This window comes from Amycolatopsis sp. NPDC004368 (genome assembly GCF_053602515.1).
Map to the genome: position 1 here is coordinate 36,327 of NZ_JBSGDT010000030.1, position 20,600 is coordinate 56,926.

Annotated in this window: 18 protein-coding genes, 1 tRNA gene and 1 pseudogene; 11 read left to right on the forward strand and 9 right to left on the reverse strand. The window is 69.8% G+C overall.

Annotated features, from left to right (window positions below; all coding sequences use genetic code 11):
- Positions 1-227: 227 nt before the first annotated feature.
- A tRNA-Leu gene (locus tag ACWEOE_RS31905) sits at positions 228-301 on the reverse strand.
- Between the two features lie 172 nt (positions 302-473).
- Here ACWEOE_RS31905 and ACWEOE_RS31910 point away from each other — a divergent pair.
- The 6 genes from ACWEOE_RS31910 to ACWEOE_RS31935 all read left to right on the forward strand — a co-directional run bounded on the left by ACWEOE_RS31910 (position 474) and on the right by ACWEOE_RS31935 (position 6,587).
- The gene (locus ACWEOE_RS31910) at positions 474-1,088 is read left to right on the forward strand and encodes an ANTAR domain-containing response regulator (protein WP_452015717.1); all 615 of its coding nucleotides are present in this window, start codon (positions 474-476) and stop codon (positions 1,086-1,088) included.
- A gap of 445 nt (positions 1,089-1,533) precedes the next feature.
- Positions 1,534-2,712: a branched-chain amino acid ABC transporter substrate-binding protein gene (locus ACWEOE_RS31915; RefSeq protein WP_452015812.1), complete on the forward strand. Its 1,179-nt coding sequence runs from the start codon at positions 1,534-1,536 to the stop codon at positions 2,710-2,712.
- A gap of 93 nt (positions 2,713-2,805) precedes the next feature.
- Positions 2,806-3,816, forward strand: a complete 1,011-nt coding sequence (locus ACWEOE_RS31920) for a branched-chain amino acid ABC transporter permease (protein WP_452015814.1) — start codon at positions 2,806-2,808, stop codon at positions 3,814-3,816.
- Entirely contained in the window at positions 3,813-4,961 is a 1,149-nt protein-coding gene (locus ACWEOE_RS31925) for a branched-chain amino acid ABC transporter permease (protein ID WP_452015719.1), read from the forward strand. The genes ACWEOE_RS31920 and ACWEOE_RS31925 overlap by 4 nt, the downstream gene beginning before the upstream one ends.
- Positions 4,958-5,887, forward strand: a complete 930-nt coding sequence (locus ACWEOE_RS31930) for an ABC transporter ATP-binding protein (protein WP_452015721.1) — start codon at positions 4,958-4,960, stop codon at positions 5,885-5,887. The genes ACWEOE_RS31925 and ACWEOE_RS31930 overlap by 4 nt, the downstream gene beginning before the upstream one ends.
- The gene (locus ACWEOE_RS31935; protein ID WP_452015723.1) at positions 5,874-6,587 is read left to right on the forward strand and encodes an ABC transporter ATP-binding protein; all 714 of its coding nucleotides are present in this window, start codon (positions 5,874-5,876) and stop codon (positions 6,585-6,587) included. Before ACWEOE_RS31930 ends, ACWEOE_RS31935 begins: the two co-directional genes overlap by 14 nt.
- A 55-nt stretch (positions 6,588-6,642) precedes the next feature.
- Here ACWEOE_RS31935 and ACWEOE_RS31940 read toward each other — a convergent pair whose 3' ends face one another.
- A complete protein-coding gene (locus tag ACWEOE_RS31940) occupies positions 6,643-7,086 on the reverse strand; it encodes a PaaI family thioesterase (protein ID WP_452015725.1) in 444 nt (147 codons plus the stop codon).
- A gap of 62 nt (positions 7,087-7,148) precedes the next feature.
- Between ACWEOE_RS31940 and polA the strand changes: the two genes are divergently transcribed.
- The 4 genes and pseudogenes from polA to ACWEOE_RS31960 all read left to right on the forward strand — a co-directional run bounded on the left by polA (position 7,149) and on the right by ACWEOE_RS31960 (position 11,476).
- Positions 7,149-9,911, forward strand: coding sequence for a DNA polymerase I (gene polA / locus ACWEOE_RS31945; protein ID WP_452015727.1), 2,763 nt, complete (start codon positions 7,149-7,151; stop codon positions 9,909-9,911).
- 195 nt (positions 9,912-10,106) lie between these two features.
- Entirely contained in the window at positions 10,107-10,661 is a 555-nt protein-coding gene (locus ACWEOE_RS31950) for an EF-hand domain-containing protein (protein ID WP_452015729.1), read from the forward strand.
- A 61-nt stretch (positions 10,662-10,722) separates the two neighbouring features.
- A pseudogene (locus ACWEOE_RS31955) lies at positions 10,723-11,172 on the forward strand (MarR family winged helix-turn-helix transcriptional regulator); the annotation flags it as partial.
- A 166-nt stretch (positions 11,173-11,338) separates the two neighbouring features.
- Complete coding sequence (locus ACWEOE_RS31960) at positions 11,339-11,476, forward strand: CU044_2847 family protein (protein WP_452015731.1); 138 nt, start codon at positions 11,339-11,341, stop codon at positions 11,474-11,476.
- Between the two features lie 33 nt (positions 11,477-11,509).
- On the opposite strand, the gene ACWEOE_RS31965 is transcribed toward ACWEOE_RS31960, so the two are convergent.
- From ACWEOE_RS31965 to ACWEOE_RS31990, 6 genes are all read right to left on the reverse strand, one after another.
- Positions 11,510-12,337: a DUF72 domain-containing protein gene (locus ACWEOE_RS31965; RefSeq protein ID WP_452015816.1), complete on the reverse strand. Its 828-nt coding sequence runs from the start codon at positions 12,335-12,337 to the stop codon at positions 11,510-11,512.
- Between the two features lie 268 nt (positions 12,338-12,605).
- The gene (locus tag ACWEOE_RS31970) at positions 12,606-13,178 is read right to left on the reverse strand and encodes a TetR/AcrR family transcriptional regulator (RefSeq protein WP_452015733.1); all 573 of its coding nucleotides are present in this window, start codon (positions 13,176-13,178) and stop codon (positions 12,606-12,608) included.
- Positions 13,175-15,100, reverse strand: a complete 1,926-nt coding sequence (locus ACWEOE_RS31975; protein WP_452015735.1) for a YhgE/Pip family protein — start codon at positions 15,098-15,100, stop codon at positions 13,175-13,177. The genes ACWEOE_RS31970 and ACWEOE_RS31975 overlap by 4 nt, the downstream gene beginning before the upstream one ends.
- Positions 15,097-15,813, reverse strand: coding sequence for an ABC transporter ATP-binding protein (locus ACWEOE_RS31980; protein WP_452015737.1), 717 nt, complete (start codon positions 15,811-15,813; stop codon positions 15,097-15,099). Before ACWEOE_RS31980 ends, ACWEOE_RS31975 begins: the two co-directional genes overlap by 4 nt.
- Positions 15,814-15,965: 152 nt before the next feature.
- Positions 15,966-16,982 (reverse strand): GNAT family N-acetyltransferase, encoded by a 1,017-nt coding sequence (locus ACWEOE_RS31985; protein ID WP_452015818.1) that lies wholly within the window; start codon positions 16,980-16,982, stop codon positions 15,966-15,968.
- Positions 16,983-17,097: 115 nt separating this feature from the next.
- Positions 17,098-17,973 carry a class I SAM-dependent methyltransferase gene (locus tag ACWEOE_RS31990; protein WP_452015739.1) on the reverse strand — a complete coding sequence of 292 codons (876 nt, stop codon included), beginning with the start codon at positions 17,971-17,973 and terminating at the stop codon, positions 17,098-17,100.
- Positions 17,974-18,288: 315 nt separating this feature from the next.
- On the opposite strand from ACWEOE_RS31990, the gene rpsA reads away from it, so the two are divergent.
- Positions 18,289-19,791: a 30S ribosomal protein S1 gene (rpsA, locus tag ACWEOE_RS31995; protein ID WP_360603707.1), complete on the forward strand. Its 1,503-nt coding sequence runs from the start codon at positions 18,289-18,291 to the stop codon at positions 19,789-19,791.
- A gap of 122 nt (positions 19,792-19,913) precedes the next feature.
- Here rpsA and ACWEOE_RS32000 read toward each other — a convergent pair whose 3' ends face one another.
- A complete protein-coding gene (locus tag ACWEOE_RS32000; protein ID WP_452015741.1) occupies positions 19,914-20,546 on the reverse strand; it encodes a TetR/AcrR family transcriptional regulator in 633 nt (210 codons plus the stop codon).
- Between the last annotated feature and the right edge of the window lie 54 nt (positions 20,547-20,600).

The window sequence follows — 20,600 nt, forward strand, 5'->3', positions numbered from 1 at the left end:
CGGCTTCCCTTGGGGAGGTCTTCTTTCGGGATCCACGCGTCGTCGACGCGACCGTAGGTTCGGACCTTTCCGTGGCTTCCGAGCGGCATCGGCGGACGAGCCATCACGCCTCCCCAAGTGAGTCAGCGCCGGTGCGCTGCTTCATGGTCAACTCCATTATGCATGGATTTCTGCTGGATCTCAGCCATGCACTTGGGTGACGCACCGCTCTGACCTGGTACGGAGAGTGCCCCCGGTGAGATTCGAACTCACACTGGACGGGTTTTGAATCCGTTGCCTCTGCCAGTTGGGCTACGGGGGCGCGCCCGGTGAACATTACGGGATCATCCGCGACCCGAGTGGACCGGGGCGGGGGTGTCGCGGTCGCCACTTCGTGGTGAACGCCATCTTGGGAACTGGATCGTTCCCGGTAGGCTGGCCTTTCGCGGGTCACCGCGAGTCAACCGTTCCGCCGAGCCTTCAGGAGGACCCCGGTGACCGAACAGGCTACCGAGGCCAGCGGTGCCGCCGCCACCGTGCCGCAGCGTCGGGTGCTCGTCGCGGAGGACGAGGCGCTCATCAGGCTCGACCTGGTCGAAATGTTGCGCGAAGAGGGTTACGAGGTGGTCGGCGAGGCCGGCGACGGTGAGGAAGCCATCAACCTGGCCACCGACCTCAAGCCTGACCTCGTCATCCTCGACGTCAAGATGCCGAAGCTCGACGGCATCGAGGCGGCCGCCAAGATCACGAGCGACCGGATCGCGCCGGTCGTGATCCTGACCGCGTTCAGCCAGCGCGACCTGGTCGAGCGGGCGCGCGACGCGGGCACGATGGCGTACCTGGTCAAGCCCTTCGCGAAGCGTGACCTCGTGCCGGCGATCGAGCTGGCTGTGAGCCGTTTCTCGGAGCTGCAGGCGCTCGAGGCCGAGGTCGCGGGCCTCACCGACCGGCTCGAGACCCGCAAGGTCATCGACCGCGCCAAGGGCCTGCTGATGAGCCGCCAGGGCCTCACCGAGCCGGACGCGTTCCGGTGGATACAGCGCACCGCCATGGACCGCCGCACGACGATGAAGGCGGTGGCCGAGGCCGTGGTCGAGAGCATCGGCTGAGTCTCACTCGAACGAGTGATCAAAACGGGCGCGACCAGGGGGTCGCGTCCGTTTTGGTGTGGTCTTCGGTTGCGCTGCGCGGTGCCCGCTGAAGCGTTTGCTACCTTCGAGGCTGATCATGACCTGTCGCGCTTCAGGAGCCAGGGGAGTTCATCGACCGCTGACATCGTTAGCACCGTGGGTCAAGTGCTCCGATTGATACCCGTCTGCATACTCAGCGTCATCACCCGGTTGTCGGATTACGACAATCGGGTGGAAAACGTCCGTTACTGCCGGTGACGACCGTCACGATGTGGATACAAGACACTGAGTAACTCTGTGCAACACCTCACGGGGCGGCTACTTTCAGCGGCCAGTCAGGTCCCACGCAGGGACGAACCGCCCACGTGGCGGTGGGTTGGCATTTGGAGGAAGAGTGCAGAGAGCACGACTCACGAAGATCTTCGTGCTGGCGGCTGCGGGGGCCATCTCCCTGAGCGCGTGCGCGGCGCGGAACGACACCGGATCCGGTGGATCCGACAGCAACGCGCCCCAGGCGGCGGCTCCTTCCGCCGCCGCGGACGCCGCGGACCCCGCAGGCGACGGCAAGGCGCAGTGTTCGCCGACCTCCATCGCGTACGCGGGCACCATCAACGGTGCCAACGCGGCCCTGGGCATCAACATCCTCAACGGGGCGAAGCTCGCGGTCGACCAGCACAACAAGGCGAACCCGGGCTGCCAGGTCAAGCTGGAGCAGTTCGACACCGAGGGCACGCCCGACAAGGCCCCCGGCATCGTGACCCAGATCGTGAACACGCCGGGCATCATCGGCGTGGTGGGCCTCCCGTTCTCGGGCGAGTCCAAGGCGGCGGGCAACATCTTCAACGGCGCCGGCCTGGTCACGGTCACCCCGTCGGCCACGGCTCCCACGCTGGCGGACAACGGCTGGAAGACCTTCTTCCGCGGCCTCGGCAACGACAACAGCCAGGGCCCGGCCGCCGCGAAGTTCATGACCGGTGAGCTCGGCGCCAAGAAGGTCTGCGTCATCGAGGACGACTCCGAGTACGGCACCGGTCTCGCCGCGACGACCAAGCAGGGCCTCGGCAGCGCCCTGGCGTGCGAGGACAAGGTCAAGAGCAAGCAGACCGACTTCTCGGCCGTGGTCAACAAGGTCAAGGCCGCCGCTCCGGACGCGGTGTTCTACTCCGGCTACTACCAGGAAGCCGCTCCGTTCGCGCAGCAGCTCAACGACGCCGGCGTCACCGCGAAGTTCGTGGGCCCGGACGGTGTCAAGGACGACGAGTTCGTGAAGGGCGCCGGTGACGCCGCCGCCAACTCGTACTTCACCTGCCCGTGCGTGCCGGCGGACCAGTTCACCAAGTTCACCGACGCCTACAAGGCCGCGACCGGCAAGGACCCGGGCACCTACTCGCCCGAGGCCTACGACCTCGCGACGATCCTGCTGAAGGGCATCGACAGCGGCAAGACCACGCGTCCGGCGCTGCTCGACTTCGTGAAGACCTACGACGGCCAGGGCCTCACCAAGCACTTCAAGTGGAACGACAAGGGCGAGCTCGCGTCGACCACCGTGTGGACCTACAAGGTGGAGAACGGAAAGATCGTCCGCAACACCGAGATCAAGTAGTCCCAGCTCCCGTTCCACTCACCGGGGTGCGTGTCCGGCGGATCGATCCCGCCGGACCCGCACCCCGGACCCACATGGAGAACTAGTGTGTCGATGACCCATGACCTGAGCTCGCTCGTCCTCGCGCAGGGCGACAGCTGGATCACCTTCGACGTGGGCGCCTTCGTTGAGAACTTCTGGGCCAACACGATCGACGGTCTTGCCTACGGCAGCATCTACGCGCTCGTGGCGCTGGGCTACACCCTCGTCTACGGCGTTCTGAAGCTCATCAACTTCGCCCACTCCGAGGTGTTCATCTACGGCGCCTACGCGGTGTGGTTCACCCTCTTCGGCCTCGGCTTCCGGCCCGGGGCCACGGCACAGCTCCCGGTCATCGAAGTGATCGGGTTCCTGTTGCTGGCGCTGCTCGCGGCGATGGCCGTGTCCGGTGGCACGGCGGTGCTCCTGGAACGCGTGGCCTACCGTCCACTGAGGAAACGCGGCGCGCCGAAGCTGGTCTTCCTGATCACCGCGATCGGTGCGTCCTTCGTGCTGCAGCAGATCCTCTTCATCTGGCGCGGCGGCAACGCCGAGCAGGGCATCCGGCTGCTGCGCAACGAACCCGTGTTCGAGATCTTCGGCGCCGACGTCACCAACGTCACGATCATCACGATCGTCGCGTCGGTCGTGCTGATGCTCGCGGTGAACGCGTTCGTGAACCGCACCAAGTTCGGCCGCGGCATCCGCGCGGTGGCGCAGGACCCGGACACCGCCACGCTGATGGGCGTGAACAAGGAACGCGTCATCACGCTCACGTTCCTCATCGGTGGCCTGCTCGCCGGCGCGGCGGCGCTGTTCTACATGATGAAGATCCCGCAGGGCGCTTCGTACCAGGGCGGCTTCATCCTCGGCATCAAGGCGTTCACCGCCGCGGTGCTGGGCGGTATCGGCAACCTGCGCGGCGCACTGCTCGGCGGTCTGCTGCTCGGCGTCGCCGAGAACTACGGCCAGTCCCTGTTCGGCGGTGAGTGGCGCGACGTGGTCGCGTTCGTGCTCCTCGTGCTGATCCTGATGGTCCGTCCGACCGGTATCCTCGGCGAATCGCTCGGAAAGGCACGGGTATGACGGTGACTTCGACGCCGCCCGCCGCCGCCGCGCCGGCGAAGCGCAGGCGGCCGGTTTCGGACTGGTGGAACAACCTGCCGCGCGTGCAGCAGTGGCTCGTGCTCGTGCCCCTGGTGGCGCTGATCTACCTGCTGCCCGTGCTGAACCCGCCGATCATCAGCACGCAGCCGGGGTACGACTTCCCGATCGCGATGTTCGAGGTGTCCCGCTACGCACTCGTCGCCATCGGGCTCAACATCGTGGTCGGCCAGGCCGGCCTGCTCGACCTCGGCTACGTCGGCTTCTTCGCGGTCGGCGCCTACGTGATGGCGCTGTTCACGAGCCCCGACTCGACGCTGCACAAGCTGCCGTTCCTCGTCGTGCTCCCGATCGCCATGGTGGTCACGATGATCTTCGGCGTGATCCTCGGGACACCGACGCTGCGACTACGCGGGGACTACCTCGCGATCGTCACGCTCGGGTTCGGTGAGATCGTGCGCCTGCTGGCGGACAACGTCGACCCGCTGCGCGGCAACCGCGGCTTCCAGTCGGTGGGGCACCCGCCGGGCACCAACGCCGACGGCAGCCCGCTGTTCAACAACTCCGACGGCACGCCGTGGTACTGGCTGTGCGTCACGCTCATCATCCTGGTGCTGTTCCTCGTCGGGAACCTGGAGCGCAGCCGTGTCGGCCGCGCCTGGGTCGCGATCCGCGACGACGAGGACGCTGCCGAGATCATGGGCCTGCCGACGTACAAGTTCAAGATCTGGGCGTTCGTGTCCGGCGCCGCGGTCGGTGGTCTGTCCGGGGCGTTGTACGCGGGACAGCTCGGCTTCGTGAACAACCAGAAGTTCGACGTCGTCACCTCGATGCTGTTCCTGGCCGCGGTGATCCTCGGCGGTGCGGGCAACAAGGTCGGCGTGCTGCTGGGCGCGATCGTGGTGGCCTACATCCCGCTGCGGTTCCAGGCGATCGCGAACTACAAGTACCTCATCTTCGGCCTGGCGCTGATCATCCTGATGATCTTTCGCCCGCAGGGCCTGCTCGGTGCGCGGCAACGGTTGCTCACCTACGGCAGGCAGGCGTACCAGCGGCTGCTCGGTCGCGGCGAACAGGTCAGCAGTGACGGCTCGCTGGCCTCCGACACCCCGGGAGAGAAGGCATGACCGTCCCTGGCAACGGCTCGGGGCCCGAGGTCCCGGCCGAGGGCGGCCTCGTCGCCGAGGTCGCCCAGATGAGCGCGGAGGAGCTCGCCGAGCACGAGGCTCAGGTCGCCGAGGTCGTCGCACCGGACCGTGAGATCGACGTCGCCGTCGGGCAGACGCTGTTGAAGGTCGACGAGGTCACCGTGCGCTTCGGCGGCCTGGTGGCGTTGGACAACGTGTCGTTCGACATCCGCCGCGGCGAGATCCTGGGCCTGATCGGGCCCAACGGTGCCGGCAAGACCACGTGCTTCAACGCGATGACCGGCGTCTACCGGCCCACCTCGGGCCGGGTGCTGCTGGAGGACAAGCCGCTCGGCAAGGCCTCCCGCCACGCCATCACGCAGCTGGGCATCGCGCGCACGTTCCAGAACATCCGGCTCTTCTCCGAGATGACCGCGCTGGAGAACGTGGTGGTCGGCACCGACGCCCGCCACAAGACCAGCCTGGTCGGCGCGCTGCTGCGCACGCCTCGCCACCACCGCGAGGAGAAGCAGGCGATCGAGAAGGGCATGGCGCTGCTGGAGTTCGTCGGCATCGCCGACCGGGCGGCCGACCGCGCGAAGAACCTGCCCTACGGTTACCAGCGGCGCCTGGAGATCGCGCGGGCGCTCGCGACCGAGCCGAAGCTGCTGTGCCTCGACGAGCCGGCCGCCGGGTTCAACCCGGCGGAGAAGGAAGAGCTCATGGGGCTGATCCGGACGATCCGCGACGACGGGTTCACCGTCCTGCTGATCGAACACGACATGAAGCTCGTCATGGGCGTGACCGACCGGATCGTGGTGCTGGAGTTCGGCAAGAAGATCGCGGAAGGGGTGCCTGCCGAGATCCGGGAGAACCCGGCCGTGATCGCCGCCTACCTGGGGGTGCCCGACGATGACGTTGCTTGAGCTGTCCGATGTGTCCGTCCACTACGGCCGGATCCAGGCCGTGTCGGGGCTGTCCATCACGGTCGACGAGGGCGAGATCGTCACGCTGATCGGCGCCAACGGGGCCGGCAAGTCCACCACGATGCGCGCGATCTCGGGCATCCGCCCGATCTCGGGCGGCTCGATCCGCTTCGACGGCGAGGACATCTCGCGGTTGCGCGGTGATCTGCGGGTGGTCCGGGGGATCTCCCAGTCGCCCGAAGGCCGGGGGATCTTCCCCGGCATGACGGTGCTCGAGAACCTCGACATGGGCGCCTATGCGCGCAAGGACCGCAAGAACCTGCAGGCGGACTTCGACCGCGTCTTCGAGCTGTTCCCGCGGCTCGCGGAACGCAAGTCCCAGGTCGGCGGCACGATGTCCGGTGGTGAGCAGCAGATGCTGGCCATCGGGCGTGCCCTGATGGCGAAGCCGCGGCTGCTGCTGCTCGACGAGCCGTCGATGGGGCTCGCGCCGCAGTTCATCCAGCAGATCTTCCGGATCATCACGGAGATCAACCGCCAGGGCACCACGGTGTTGCTGGTGGAGCAGAACGCGCAGCAGGCGCTTTCGCGGGCGCACCGCGCGTACGTGCTGGAGACCGGGCGGATCACCAAGTCCGGGACCGGGAAGGAACTGCTGGCGGACACCAGCATCAAGGAGGCCTACCTCGGCGTCGGCTGACGCTTGAGGAGCTTCACGAAACCTGCCCCGTGCGTTTCGGCGCGCGGGGCCGGTTTTAGTTCGCGCCCGGTGGGCGGTCCCGGACGACACAGGTCAAGCGGGCCGTGCAGGTCCGCCGACCTTCGTCGTCGGTGAGCACGATTTCCGCGGTGACCGTGCCGCGGCCGACGTGCAGCGCGGTGGCGACGCCGGTGACCGTGCCGGAGCGGACGGCGCGGTGGTGCGTGCAGGACAGTTCGAGACCCATGGCGGCGCGGTCGGGGCCGGCGTTGAGCGCGGCGACGTACGAGCCGAGCGCCTCGGCGAGCGTGGCGTTGGCGCCGCCGTGCAGCAGGCCGTACGGCTGGAGGTTGCCCTCGACCGGGATCGTGCCGACGACGCGCTCGGGGGTCGCCTCGAGGATCTTCAGCCCGATCTTGTCGTTCAGCTGCTGGTCGGCGGCCGCGGGGTCGACCCCCGCACGGTTTTCCAGCGCCAAGTCGCCGGCCTGCTCCGTCACTCAATGCTCCTCAACCTATGCGACACGTAAGAGTGTCGGACCCTCACCTTAGACTCGCTCCCGTGAGCCCGAGTGAGAACCGAACCGTAGTGAACACCACAGCCGGCGCGACCACCGCAGAGCGGCCGAAAGGCTCCGCGGAGCGGCAGAAACTGCTGCTCATCGACGGTCATTCGATGGCCTACCGGGCCTTCTTCGCCCTGCCTGCGGAGAACTTCAAGACGAAGACCGGCCAGGTCACCAACGCGGTGTTCGGCTTCACCTCGATGCTCATCAACCTGCTGCGCGACGAGGAGCCCACGCACCTCGCGGTCGCGTTCGACCTCTCGCGCAAGACCTTCCGGTCGGAGACGTTCGCCGACTACAAGGCCAACCGCAGCACCACGCCCGACGAGTTCCGCGGCCAGGTCGACCTGGTCAAGGAGGTGCTCGAGGTGCTGGGCATCCCGTCGCTGGTCAAGGAGAACTTCGAGGCCGACGACATCATCGCCACGCTCACCACGCAGGCGGGTGCCGGCGACTTCGACGTGCTGATCTGTACCGGCGACCGCGACGCGTTGCAGCTGGTGAACGAGCACGTGACCGTGCTCTACCCGAAGCGCGGTGTGTCGGACCTGGTCCGCTTCACCCCCGAGGCCGTGGAGGAGAAGTACGGCCTCACGCCGGCGCAGTACCCCGACTTCGCGGCGCTGCGGGGCGACCCGTCGGACAACCTGCCGGGCATCCCCGGGGTGGGGGAGAAGACGGCCGCGAAGTGGATCCGGCAGTTCGGCACGCTGGCCGACCTCATCGACCGCGTCGACGAGGTGAAGGGCAAGGTCGGCGACGCGCTGCGCGAGAACCTGACCGCGGTCACCCTCAACCGGCAGCTCACCGAGCTGGTCCGCGACGTGCAGCTCGACCTGGTGCCCGACCAGCTGGAGCTGCGGGCGTGGGACCGCGACGCGGTGCACCGCCTGTTCGACGAGCTGGAGTTCCGCGTGCTGCGCGACCGGCTCTTCGCCACGCTCAGCAGCGCCGAGCCCGAAGCGGAGGAGGGCTTCGACGTCTCGGGTGAGGCGCTCGCGCCCGGGGCGCTCGGCGCGTGGCTCGCCGCGCACACCGGCGAGGGCGAGCCGGTGGCGGTCGCGTTCCGCGCCACGGGCACGTCGATCCGCTCCGACCTGCGAGCGCTGGCCTTCGCGTGCGCCGACGGCGAGGGCGCGTACGTCGACGTCACGGCGATGGACCAGGCCGACGACACCGCGCTGGCCGCGTGGCTGGCCGACGGGAGGATCCGCAAGATCGGCCACGACCTCAAGGTGGCTTTGCACGCCGTGCGCGCCCGGGGCTGGACGCTCGCGGGCCTGGTGCTGGACACCGCGCTGGCGGCCTACCTCGTGCGTCCGGGCCAGCGGACCTTCGAGCTCGACGACCTGGCGCTGCGGTACCTGCACCGCGAGCTGCGGTCGGAGTCGGGCGAGGGTGACGGCCAGCTGTCGCTGCTCGACGGCGGCGCCGAGGGCCTGGAGCAGAAGGAGATCTCCGACGAGCTGGTGAAGGCCCGCGCGATCTTCGAGCTCGCCGGCGCGCTCGGCAAGGAGCTGGAGGACCTGGGCGGTGCGAAGCTGCTCGCCGAGCTGGAGTTGCCGCTGCTCGAGGTCATCACCGAGCTGGAGGCCGCGGGCATCGCCGTCGACGTGGAGCAGCTCACCGAGCTGGAGGCGCACTACCTCAGCCGCGTCACGCTGGCCGCCGAAGAGGCGTACAAGGTGATCGGCAAGCAGATCAACCTGGGTTCGCCGAAGCAACTGCAGGTCGTGCTGTTCGAAGAGCTCGGCATGCCGAAGACGAAGCGCACGAAGACCGGGTATACGACCGACGCCGAGGCGCTGCAGAGCCTGTTCGAGAAGACCGAGCACCCGTTCCTGCAGCACATGCTGGAGCACCGCGACGCCACGCGGCTGCGCACCACCGTCGAGGGCCTGATCAAGTCGGTCGCCGACGACGGGCGCATCCACACCACGCTGCAGCAGACCATCGCGGCCACGGGACGTCTGTCGTCGGTCGACCCGAACCTGCAGAACATCCCGGTGCGCACCGAGGAAGGCCGTCGCATCCGCGACGCGTTCGTGGTCGGCGAGGGGTACGCGGAGCTGATGACCGCGGACTACAGCCAGATCGAGATGCGGATCATGGCGCACCTGTCGAAGGACGAGGGCCTGATCGAGGCCTTCAACAGCGGCGAGGACCTGCACACGTTCGTCGCGTCGCGCGCGTTCTCCGTGCCGGCCGAGGAGATCACCGCGGAGCAGCGCTACCGCGTGAAGGCGATGTCGTACGGGCTGGCGTACGGGTTGTCGGCATACGGGCTGTCGCAGCAGCTGCGGATTTCGACCGAGGACGCGAAGTCGCAGATGGAGGCGTACTTCAACCGCTTCGGCGGTGTGCGCGACTACCTGCAGTCCGTGGTCGGCGAGGCCGGGAAGACCGGCTACACCGAGACGATCTTCGGCCGCCGCCGTTATCTGCCCGACCTCAACAGCGACAACCGGCAGCGCCGGGAGATGGCCGAGCGCATGGCGCTCAACGCGCCGATCCAGGGCAGCGCGGCCGACATCATCAAGGTCGCGATGCTCAACGTGCACAGCGCGCTGGTCGAGGCGAAGCTGCGCAGCCGGGTGCTGCTGCAGGTGCACGACGAGCTCGTGCTGGAGGTCGCCGAGGGCGAGCGCGCCGAAGTCGAGGCGCTCGTGCGTGCGGGCATGGGGTCGGCGTACGACCTCGCGGTGCCGCTGGAGGTCTCGGTCGGGTACGGCCGTTCGTGGAACGAAGCAGCGCACTAGAACGCCGAACGGACCAGAAGGGCTCCTTCCCCGCGGGGAGGGAGCCTTTTTGGTTACTTCGCGTCACTAACGAAATCACCGGGTCGGGCCGGGGGAGAACCCTTGTGCCGGTTCAGGTGATCTTGAGTCGCGACAACGCTGTTCTTCGCCCACGGGGTCCCCGGCCAAGGGGGACCGGAGAAAGGACGGCGGACGATGGCGAGCGAACTGCAGAGACGCAAGATCACCACGGTGTTCGGCGCGATGGACGTCGACGGCGACGGCTTCCTCACCGAGGCCGACTTCCGGGCGCTCACCGATCGCTGGACCAAGGCCCGCGGCCTCGCCCCCGACTCCGCCCAGGCGGCGCGGCTGAGCGAGATCATGATGGGCTGGTGGACCACGCTGCTCGCCGCGTCCGACATCGATCGCGACGACAAGGTGACGCTCGACGAGGTCCTGCTCGTGGTCGACCAGCTGGGCGACATGCCCGACGCGGTGACCGGCACGGCGGCCGCGATGTTCGAGGTCATCGACGAAAACGGCGACGGCCGCATCTCCCGCGAGGAGTACCGCCGCCTCATCGAGACCTGGAACGGCACCGCCACCGACACCGACACGGTCTTCCCGGCCCTCGACCTCAACGGCGACGGCTACCTCACCGCCGACGAGTTCGCCCGGCACTGGTACGAGTTCTGGGCCGGCGACAACGCCGATGCCCCGGGCACGTGGGTCTTCGGCCGCTTCGATCTCCCGCTGGGCGCCCGCTGACCACCCCGCCCGCCGCGGCCCCGGCTTCCGGCGGCGCGCGGCGGGCGGACGGGGGTACACGATGTATCAGAGTTTCGATCTCACCCAGCAGGAATGTGGCTCGGAGGCCACCGCTGCGGGCTCCGGCGTCGACGGTGGGGCCGAGGTACCCACAGACAGCGTGGACGGTGCTGAGGTGGGCCTCGCCGAAGACGCCGACGAGGCCGACGAAGCCTCAGGTGCCGCACCGGTGGGAGAAGCCGGGTTCTGGTTGCACCAGGCGGCCCTCGCGTGGCGCGCCGCCCTCGATGTGCGGTTGCGGCCGTTGGGCCTCACGCCCACCCAGTTCCTGCTGCTGTCCGCGGCGGCGCGGCTCGAGCGCACCGCCGGTCCCGCCACGCAGCAGGAAGTGGCCGAGCACGCCGGGGCCGACCGGATGATGACGTCGAAAGTGCTGCGCGCACTGGAAGATCGCGGCCTCCTCACCCGGGCCGCCCACGAACGTGACGCCCGCGCCGTCCGCGTCTCCCTCACCGCCGCCGGACACGTGCTGGCCACCGCGGCGGCGGGCATCGCGGCCGAGTTCGACAGCGCTTTCTTCGGGGCGGCCGCCGGGCGGCTCGCGCGCGAACTCCGGGCCGTGGCCCGGGATCGGGGGAGGTCCGGACCACCTTCGGACGGAAAAGACTTACGGACGCATGACCCGCCGGCCCGACGAGGTGGAGATCAAGTTCGGTGTGAGGCTCAGCGCGGAAGCCGGCGCCGTCATCGCGAAAACCGGCGTTGAGGGACAGCTGGAGGTCAAGCTCAAATGGCGGCGCGACGGCGCCGATTGAGGGTGAGGGCCGCCTTGGGGTGAGCGGGCCGGCTCAAAACAGCGTCGGCGGACCGACCGGCAACGGTTCGGCCAGGGGGTCGAGCTCGGGCACCCGGGCGCGCACCTCGTCGTGGAAGCGGCGGGCCAGCAGCAGGGCATCGGCGTTGTCCGGGGTGTGCACGAACACCGTGGGGGACCGGCCTTCGCGCAACCAGCGCACCACGGCGTCGGCCCACGGTCGCCAGCCGGCGGCCGTCGTTTCGGGGTCGTCGCGGCCGATGTAGCGGACCACCGGGTCGGCGGTGAGGGCGCGGACGCGGCGGGGCATGCGGGGTTTCTTCAGCCACGCCTCGGATTCGGCCTCCGAGGTGGGCCGCTCGGCGAACAGGACCGTGGTGTCGAAGGTGATCCACTCGGCGCCGATGCCGCCGAGGACGCGTTCGAGTGCCTGCTCGGCCCGGGTGTCCTCGAAGAACGCGCGGTCGCGGACCTCGACGGCGTAGCGGTGCTCGCGCGGCAGCCGCCGCAGGAAGGTCGCGAGGGTGCCGAGGCCCTCCGGCGAGAACGCCGGCGGCAGCTGGATCCACAGGGTGTGGGCGCGGTCCCCGAGCGGCTCGATCGCGGTGAGGAACGTCCGCAGCAGCGGGCCGACGTCACCGAGGCCGCCCTCGTGCGTGATGGGCTTCGGCAGCTTGAGCACGAACCGGAAATCGGGCGCCGTCTGCTCGGCCCAGGTCTCGACGGTGTCGCGCGAGGGCGTCGCGTAGAAGGTCGTGTTGCCCTCGACCGCGTTGCACCACGTCGCGTAGGCGCGCAAGCGCTCGCGGGGCGCCAGCGGGTGGGGCAGCAGCCGGCCCTGCCAGGGCGCGTGGGTCCACATCGCGCAGCCGACGTGGAGTTTCACAGCGATCGAGGCTACCGGGCGGGTGATTCACCCGCCTCACCCGCCCGGTCAGCGGTACCCGCGTCACGGCCGCCTCACTTAGCGTGACATGCGTTGGTGTCGATCGATAGCGGAGGACCGAGAGATGATCAAGCGCCTCTTCCAGTTCGTCATGCGCCACGGTTGCTGCGCCGCGTGCACCGGCAAGGGCTGCGGCTGCTGCGCCAACTGCAACTGACCGGCGCGCGAACCACCGTCCGGGGTCTCAGCCGCGGCCGAGGCCCCGGATCAGCACCATCACCGAATCCCGCACGTCGGCCCGGGTGCGGGTGGGCTGGAAGACCTGCCAGTCGAGCGCGACGACCAGCATCGTGCCGAACAGCCCCGCCGCCGCGGTCTCGATGGCGACGCCCTCGGGCAGCCGGCCGGCCTCGTCGAGGCGGTGCAGCTGGCCCTTCACGAGCGAGATGATCTCCTCGCGCAGCAGCGCCAGTGTGTCGTGCCACTGGCCCGGCGTGCGCCACAGCTCGCTCACCACGATCTGGGAGAACCCCGGGTACTCGGCGATGAACCGCAGCGTCGTGTCGACCTGGGCCTCGATCACGGCCAGCGGTTCGTCGTCCGTCACGGCCTCGCGCAGGCGGCCGGCCAGCAGGTCGACGCCGAAGCGCAGCAGGCTGTCGACCAGCCCGTCCTTGGACCCGAAGTTGTAGTACACCGTGCCCTTGGCGACGCCCGCCTCGGTCGCGATGTCGTCCACCGTCAGCCCCACGAGGCCCCTGCTGGCCGAAAGCCGCAGGGTCGCCTCGAAGAGCTTCCGCTTGGTCGTCTCCCTCACAGGGACAACTCGGGTTTGAGCGCCGACACCGTCCACACCCGGTGCTTGCGCGCCGCCAGCGTCGACAGCACGATCCCGCCCACGAGGTAGGCCGCCAGCACGCCGACGTCACCGAGGATCTGCAGCGACGCGCCGGTGTAGAGCAGGTGCCGGAACCCGTCGATCGCGTAGCCCATCGGCAGCACGACGTGCAGCGGGTAGAGCGCGTCGGGGATCGTCTGCCACGGGAACGTGCCGCCCGCGCTCACCAGTTGCAGCACCAGCAGCACCAGACCCAGGAACTTGCCGACGGCGCCGAAGAACGCGTTGAGCGCGTGGACCACCGACGTGAAGGCCAGCGACACCAGGATCGCGAACCCGATGGCGCCCAGCGGATGCGCGATGTGGATGCCGACCAGCCACGTCACCGCGGCGAACAGCACGATCACCTGCGCGATCCCCAGCACGGCCGACGACAGCCAGCCGCCGAGCGCCACCCGCAGCGGCGAGGCGCCCGCGGTGAGCGCGCGCGTGGACAGCGGGCGGATGAGCAGGAACAGCACGAACGCGCCGATCCACGTCGCGAGCGAGATGAAGAACGGGGCCAGGCCCGCGCCGTAGGTGCCGGCGGAGGCGACACCGTTCGACGTCACCGCCACCGGGTCGGCGATGGTGTTCGCCGTGGCGGTGCGGGTCGGGTCGTCGGGGTTCGGGATCTGCGAGAGCCCGGAGGACAGCCCGTCACGCAGCTGGTTCGCGCCGCTCGCGAGCTGGTCGGTCCCCGTGACGGCGGTCTTCTCGCCGTCATCGAGCTTCGCCGCGCCGTCGCGCAGCTGGTTCGCGCCGTCGGACGCCTGGGCGATCCCGGTCGTGAGCTGCGGGGAGGCCGCGGCCAGCTGGTGCGCGCCGTCGGAGACCTGGCGGGCGCCGCTCGCCAGCTTCGCGAGGTCGCCGCTGGCGGTCTGGATCTTGGTGTTCGCCTGGTCGACGGGGGAGCGCAGCTGGTCGAGCCGCGCGAGGAGGTCGTTGACCTGGCTGTCGGACAGGCCCGCGTTGTGCAGGTCCGTATTGAGCTGCGCGCGGTAGCCGTCGAGCTTGCCCTGGATGTCGGCCGAGGCGGACGCGGCGAGCGAGGCGGCGTCGGCCACCTGCTGGTTGCCGTCGGCGACCTGGCCCGCGCCGGTCGCGAGCTGCTGGGTCTGGCTCGGCAGCTGCGCGGTGCCCGTCTTCAGGGTGTCGAGGCCGGTGGCGAGCGTGCCGGAGCCCGTGGCCAGCTGGCTCGCGCCGTCGGCGAGCTGGTGCTGGCCGGTCTGCAGCCGCCCGGCGCCGTCGGCGAGCTGCTTCGCGCCGTTCGCGGCGTCGGAGATCTTGCCGTAGATCGTGGAGAAGCCCACGAGAAAGCGGTCGGCCGCCTCGCCGCCCACCTTCTCGGCGATGGTCTTGCGCACCTGGTCGGCCACCTGCTTGGCGATGGTGCCCGAGAGGTAGTTGTTGGCGTCGTTGGTGGTCAGCGTGATCGTGGCCTGCTGCGGCGTGAAGTTGCCCGACGACAGCAGGGCGGTCGAGAAGTCGCGCGGGATGCCGATCGCGAAGGAGTACTTGTCGTCGCGCACGCCGTCGCGGGCGTCCTGCTCGGATACGTCGTGCCACTGGAAGGTGCCCGACTTCGTGAGCTCGTCGGTCACCTCGCGCCCGATGTTGCGCGTGGCACCGGTGGAGTCCTTCGCGCCGGTGTCGCTGGTGAACACGGCGGCGGGCAGCTTGTCGAGGCGGCCGTACGGGTCGTAGTTCGCGTACAGGTAGAAGGACGCGTACAGCAGCGGCACGAGCACGAGCGCGGCCATCGCCAGCTTCGGCAGCGTGCCCGCCGACAGCCGGCGCAGTTCGTTGAGGGCGATGCGGAAGGCGTTGAGCCCGCCGGCGCGCTTGTCGGGCGTGGTCATGCCGGTTCTCCTTCCGCGCTGAGCTCCTCGGCGCGGGTCTCTTCAGCCGGGTTTTCTTCGGCCGGGTTGTCTTCGGTGAGGGCGAGCAAGCGCACCGGTCCGGGTTGCTCGGTCGACCCGACGCGAGCCGGGGGATGGGGCAGCGCCGCCGCGGGTGTCGTCGCGGTCAGCACGGCAACGGCAAGGCCGCGGCGGGCGTGCTCCTCGGCGACGGCGGTCCACGTCTCGACCAGGCTCGTGTGCCGGTCGGGGGTGTCGAGCACCAGAACACGCACGCCGGTGCGCTCGGCGGCCAGCTCGGCCAGCAGCCGGGTCCGCAGCGCGGGCTCGAGGTTCTCGAACCGGGTGCCGGCGAACGGCGCCGCGTCGTGGTCGGCGAGCCAGCGCGCCACGTCGTCTTTGCCCGCCGGCCGGTGCGCCAGCGCGAGCTCCTCTCCGGCGACGACACGCAGGGGGAGCGCCTCGTCGGGGTCGCTCACACCCGGGGCGTCGACCACGGCCACCAGGTCGCGCAGCAGGCCGGGGACGTCGGCGGTGACCGTGCCGGTGGTCGGCTTCACGCGGCCGGCGAGCGCGAGGCCCAGCGCGGTGATCCCGACGCCCGGCTCGCCGTGGACCAGCGTCACGCAACCGTCCTCGACGGTCAGCGAGGTGGGTGGCAACAGTGTGCCGTGGGCGCCCTCGAGGGACACCCGGTCGGCTCGTACCTGCACGGGGACACTCCAACGTTTTGAACTGACCGGTCAGTGCAAAAATTAGCGCACATGATCATCGAGCGGCAAGGCGGGTGGTCGTACGTCACACGACCGGGTTGCGGGTGTCCCGATGAGCGGGCTTGGCCGGCACCTGTGACCAGGATCTCCGATCAGCGCAGCGCGCTCGCCGGGTGGGCTTCCCACGAGGTCCACAGTGGACGGTAGCCCTGCCGGTGCCAGCACACCGAGGAGAGGGGGTTCATGGGGTTGTAGTAGAGGTACGCGCCGACGGTGCCCGGAAGCAGCAGCTCGCGGTGCACGTGGTCCATCAGCACCCGTCCGATCCCGGCGCCGCGGTGGCCGGGGGAGGTCACCACGTTGTTCACGTACGCCCACAGCCCGGGCGGCAACAGCTCGGCGGCTTCGGTGCCGGGCGACGAGTCCACCCACGCGCACTGCGCGAGCGCGACCGGCTTGCCGTCCGCTTCGGCGAGCCAGGTCGCGGGCTCGTCGAGCGCGCGGCGCAGCGCGGGGGCGAGCAGCTCGGCGGTCTGGTCGCGGCGGCGGTGCGCCACGAGCCCGGTGTAGTCGAACGTCGCCGCGCACAGGGCGAGCACGGTGTCGAAGTCCGCCGGTTCGGCCAGGCGCACGGTGATCCCGGCAGCGGCGGCGTTGTCGGCGGCGGCGACGTCATCGTCGGCGCCTGCGGTGCTGCTCGGATTGCCGGCGCCTGCGGTGGTGCCGGCGGTGCGGTCCGGGTTGCGCGCGGCGGCGATGCCGTGCGGATTGCCCGCGGCGGCGGTGCCGTTCGCGTTGCCGGCTGCGCCGGTGGCAACGCGGAGGTCGGCGGCATCGCGGGTGTCACCGCCGGCCGGGCCGGCCGGCGGTGGCCCGGTGCGCACGGCGAGCGCGGACATCGGGGCGAGCCCGTGGTCGAGGAACGCCCGGATCGCTTCGGCATCGCGGCTCGGCCAGTTCACGACGCACGCCGAGTCGGCGCCGGCGGGCTCGGTGTCCACGAGGGACCGCAGCTCGCCGAGCAGCGCGTCGAACCCCGCCGTGCCGGCGGTGTCCGCGTCGGGGAACAGCTGCCACACCTGCGCGGCCGACCACAGCAGGGGGATGTCGCCCGGCCCGTGGTGGTGGCGCTGCACGACCCCGGACACGCGCCGGCCCGCACCCGTCACCGCGCTCACGCGCTCGCCGGGGGCGTCCTCGTCGGCCGGTGCCGGCAGCAGCGGATCCAGTGCGGCGAACCGCGCCGCGGGTTCGGTGGTGGCCACGAAAGCGCAGCGTAGCGGCTCAGGAGCGCCGCGTGCGGAAGATGGCGGTGCCGGGGAACAGCTTGCCGCGCAACGGGCTCCACTGGCCCCACGGGCGCGTGTGCCCCTCGGGCCACTCCGGCTCGATCAGGTCCTCGAGGGCGAACCCGCCGGCGGTCAGCGCGCGCACGTAGTCGCCGAGGGTGCGGTGGTACTCGACGTAGGTGGCCTCGCCGTCGTCGTCGACCTCCACGTAGGGCGTGCGGTCGAAGTACGGCTGCGTGACGGTGAGCCCCAGCGGCCCCGGGTCGTCCGGGAAGATCCACCGCATCGGGTGAGTCACCGAGAACACCCACGGCGAACCGGGGCGCAGCACCCGGTGCACCTCGGCGAACACCGTCGCGAGCGACGGCACGAACGGCAGCGCACCGAACGCCGAGCAGGCCGCGTCGAAGCTGTCCGAGGCGAACGGCAGCCGCTCGGCGTTGGCCTGGACCAGGGGCACGGCGACGCCGGTGCGCTCGTTGCCCCCACGCGCGTGGCGCAGCATCCCGCCGGACAGGTCGGTGGCCACGGCGGCGGCGCCGGCCGTCGCGAGCCAGCGCGAGCACGCCGCCTGGCCGCAGCCGACCTCGAGCACGCGCTTGCCGCGGACGTCGCCGAGCAGCCGCACGTCCTCCTCGCGCACGCCCTCCGGGCACCACACGAAGTCGGCGTCGCCCAGGAACTCGCCGTGGGTGGCCTGGTAGTCGTCGGCGTCGGCGTCCCACCAGGCGAGGTTCGCGGCGGCGGCCTCGCCGCCCGCGACCGAGCGGTACGCGACACCCGCCGTGCCCAACCGCAGCTCGGCCTGGGCGTGGCGGTCGCCGCCCGGGTCAGCGGTGCCGGTTCCGGGGGCTGCCGAGGGGTCGGACATGCTGGGTCCTTCCGGGAACGACGGGAGAACGACGGGGGAATGGCGGCACCGGCCGAAACGTTGCCGGAAGGGTACCGGGAGCCGCGGGGACCCTGATTGTGTGCCCTACCGGGGCCCGCGTACGATACTCATCAGCGCAGTGGGTTCGCGCTGCCTGGGTCTTCACGTGCCGGGGCCGCGCACCGTTTGCGGGTCATGCCGCGGTCGTTCACTGGTGGACGTTTGCTCGTGGGGTCGTCGCATGTCCCGTATTCACGCCCGGACGCGCTGCCGACCGCACACCCTACGATTCCATCCACCGGAGCAACCCGCCTAATGACCACCGACACCGCCACCGCCCCGACCGCCCCCATCGGGGCCCCGCAGGTCGCCATCAACGACATCGGGTCGGAGGAAGACTTCCTCGCGGCTATCGACAAGACCATCAAGTACTTCAACGATGGCGACATCGTCGAGGGCACGATCGTCAAGGTCGACCGCGACGAGGTCCTGCTCGACATCGGCTACAAGACCGAGGGTGTCATCCCCTCGCGCGAGCTTTCCATCAAGCACGATGTCGACCCGGCTGAGGTTGTCTCCGTCGGCGATGAGGTCGAAGCTCTCGTTCTCCAGAAGGAGGACAAGGAAGGCCGCCTGATCCTGTCCAAGAAGCGTGCGCAGTACGAGCGCGCGTGGGGCACGATCGAGGAGCTCAAGGAGAAGGACGAGCCCGTCAAGGGCACCGTCATCGAGGTCGTCAAGGGTGGGCTCATCCTCGACATCGGCCTCCGCGGCTTCCTCCCCGCCTCGCTGGTCGAGATGCGCCGCGTGCGCGACCTGCAGCCGTACGTCGGCCGCGAGCTCGAGGCGAAGATCATCGAGCTGGACAAGAACCGCAACAACGTGGTCCTGTCCCGCCGCGCCTACCTCGAGCAGACGCAGTCCGAGGTCCGCAGCGAGTTCCTCAACAACCTCGCCAAGGGCCAGGTCCGCAAGGGCGTCGTCTCGTCCATCGTCAACTTCGGTGCCTTCGTGGACCTGGGTGGCGTCGACGGCCTCGTGCACGTCTCCGAGCTGTCCTGGAAGCACATCGACCACCCGTCCGAGGTCGTCGAGGTCGGCCAGGAGGTCACGGTCGAGGTCCTCGACGTCGACATGGACCGCGAGCGCGTCTCGCTGTCGCTGAAGGCGACGCAGGAAGACCCGTGGCGTCAGTTCGCCCGCACCCACGCGATCGGTCAGATCGTGCCGGGCAAGGTCACCAAGCTCGTCCCGTTCGGTGCGTTCGTGCGCGTCGAGGAGGGCATCGAGGGCCTGGTGCACATCTCCGAGCTGGCCGAGCGCCACGTGGAGATCCCGGAGCAGGTCGTGCAGGTCAACGGCGACGTCATGGTCAAGGTCATCGACATCGACCTCGAGCGCCGTCGCATCTCGCTGTCGCTGAAGCAGGCCAACGAGGGCGTCACGCCGGACACCGAGTTCGACCCGACCCAGTACGGCATGGCCGCCGAGTACGACGCCGAGGGCAACTACATCTACCCCGAAGGCTTCGACCCGGACACCCAGGAGTGGCAGGAAGGCTTCGACAAGCAGCGCGAGGAGTGGGAGCGGCAGTACGCCGAGGCCCACACGCGCTACGAGGCCCACATGGCCCAGGTCAAGAAGGCTGCCGAAGCCGACGCCGAGGCTGCGGCCGACGCCGCCACCGGCATCGAGGGCGGCAGCGGGGGCGACCAGACCTACACCTCCGCTCCGGCCGAGGCCAAGAGCGGCGGCACGCTGGCCAGCGACGAGCAGCTCGCGGCTCTGCGCGAGAAGCTGTCGGGCGGCCAGGGCTGAGTCCCTCTCGCCTGAACCCCGAGTTCTGACACCGCGACCCCGGTCCACTTCGGACCGGGGTCGCGGTGTTTTCGGTGGCGAGTGAAGAAAAACGCCACCCCGACGCCGGGGCGGCGTGAAGGTCAGCCGTGGAGGCCGAGGCCGGTGATCATCGCCCCGACGCCGGCGCGGTACATGGCCTCGTTGGCGGCGTCGGTCGGCTCGATGAACCAGTCGCTCAGCGGCGTCTGCGAGCGGATGGTGAGCTCCACGCTCACGAGGCCGTGCATCGACGTCCACAACAGATAGCCGAAGTCGCGCGAGTCCGTGCCGGGGTCGCTGATCCGGCGGATCTTGCCGACGAACATCGCGAACGTCGTGCGCAGCACCGCCGTGCGCAGTTCGGGATCCGGGTCGTAGCCGTGGACCGAGCGCTCGAACATCATCGCGTAGCGGGCCGGGTTCTCGAGCGCGAACCGGCGGTAGGCGAGCGCGACCTCCAGCAGGTCCGCCACGCCGTCGTCGGTTTCCGGCGGCACGTTCAGCAGGTCTTCGCGCAGCAGGTCGAACGCGCGTTCGTACAGCGCGTCGAGCAGGCCCGTGCGGCCGCCGAAGCGCGTGTAGACGGTGATGGTGGACGCGCCGGCCGCCTCGGCCACGCCGCGCACGGTGAGGCCGCCGACGCCGCGTTCGGTGAGCACAGTGAGCGCGGCGTCGAGGAACCGGACCCGGTTGTGCTGGTCGGCCGGCTGCGTCGACAGATGGCGGGTGGCCACGACCCTTACCCCCTTCGCCCTTGCCGCGCAGGACAGGTCCGCGTCTCGCCTGCC

Bases quoted from the DNA above. Each gene is read 5' to 3' on its own strand.
- ACWEOE_RS31960 (WP_452015731.1), top strand. From the start codon at position 11,339: ATGACCCGCCGGCCCGACGAGGTGGAGATCAAGTTCGGTGTGAGGCTC.
- ACWEOE_RS31920 (WP_452015814.1), top strand. From the start codon at position 2,806: ATGACCCATGACCTGAGCTCGCTCGTCCTCGCGCAGGGCGACAGCTGG.
- rpsA (WP_360603707.1), top strand. From the start codon at position 18,289: ATGACCACCGACACCGCCACCGCCCCGACCGCCCCCATCGGGGCCCCG.
- ACWEOE_RS31975 (WP_452015735.1), bottom strand. From the start codon at position 15,100: ATGACCACGCCCGACAAGCGCGCCGGCGGGCTCAACGCCTTCCGCATC.
- ACWEOE_RS31990 (WP_452015739.1), bottom strand. From the start codon at position 17,973: ATGTCCGACCCCTCGGCAGCCCCCGGAACCGGCACCGCTGACCCGGGC.
- ACWEOE_RS31935 (WP_452015723.1), top strand. From the start codon at position 5,874: ATGACGTTGCTTGAGCTGTCCGATGTGTCCGTCCACTACGGCCGGATC.
- ACWEOE_RS31925 (WP_452015719.1), top strand. From the start codon at position 3,813: ATGACGGTGACTTCGACGCCGCCCGCCGCCGCCGCGCCGGCGAAGCGC.
- ACWEOE_RS31950 (WP_452015729.1), top strand. From the start codon at position 10,107: ATGGCGAGCGAACTGCAGAGACGCAAGATCACCACGGTGTTCGGCGCG.
- ACWEOE_RS31930 (WP_452015721.1), top strand. From the start codon at position 4,958: ATGACCGTCCCTGGCAACGGCTCGGGGCCCGAGGTCCCGGCCGAGGGC.
- ACWEOE_RS31965 (WP_452015816.1), bottom strand. From the start codon at position 12,337: ATGTGGACCCACGCGCCCTGGCAGGGCCGGCTGCTGCCCCACCCGCTG.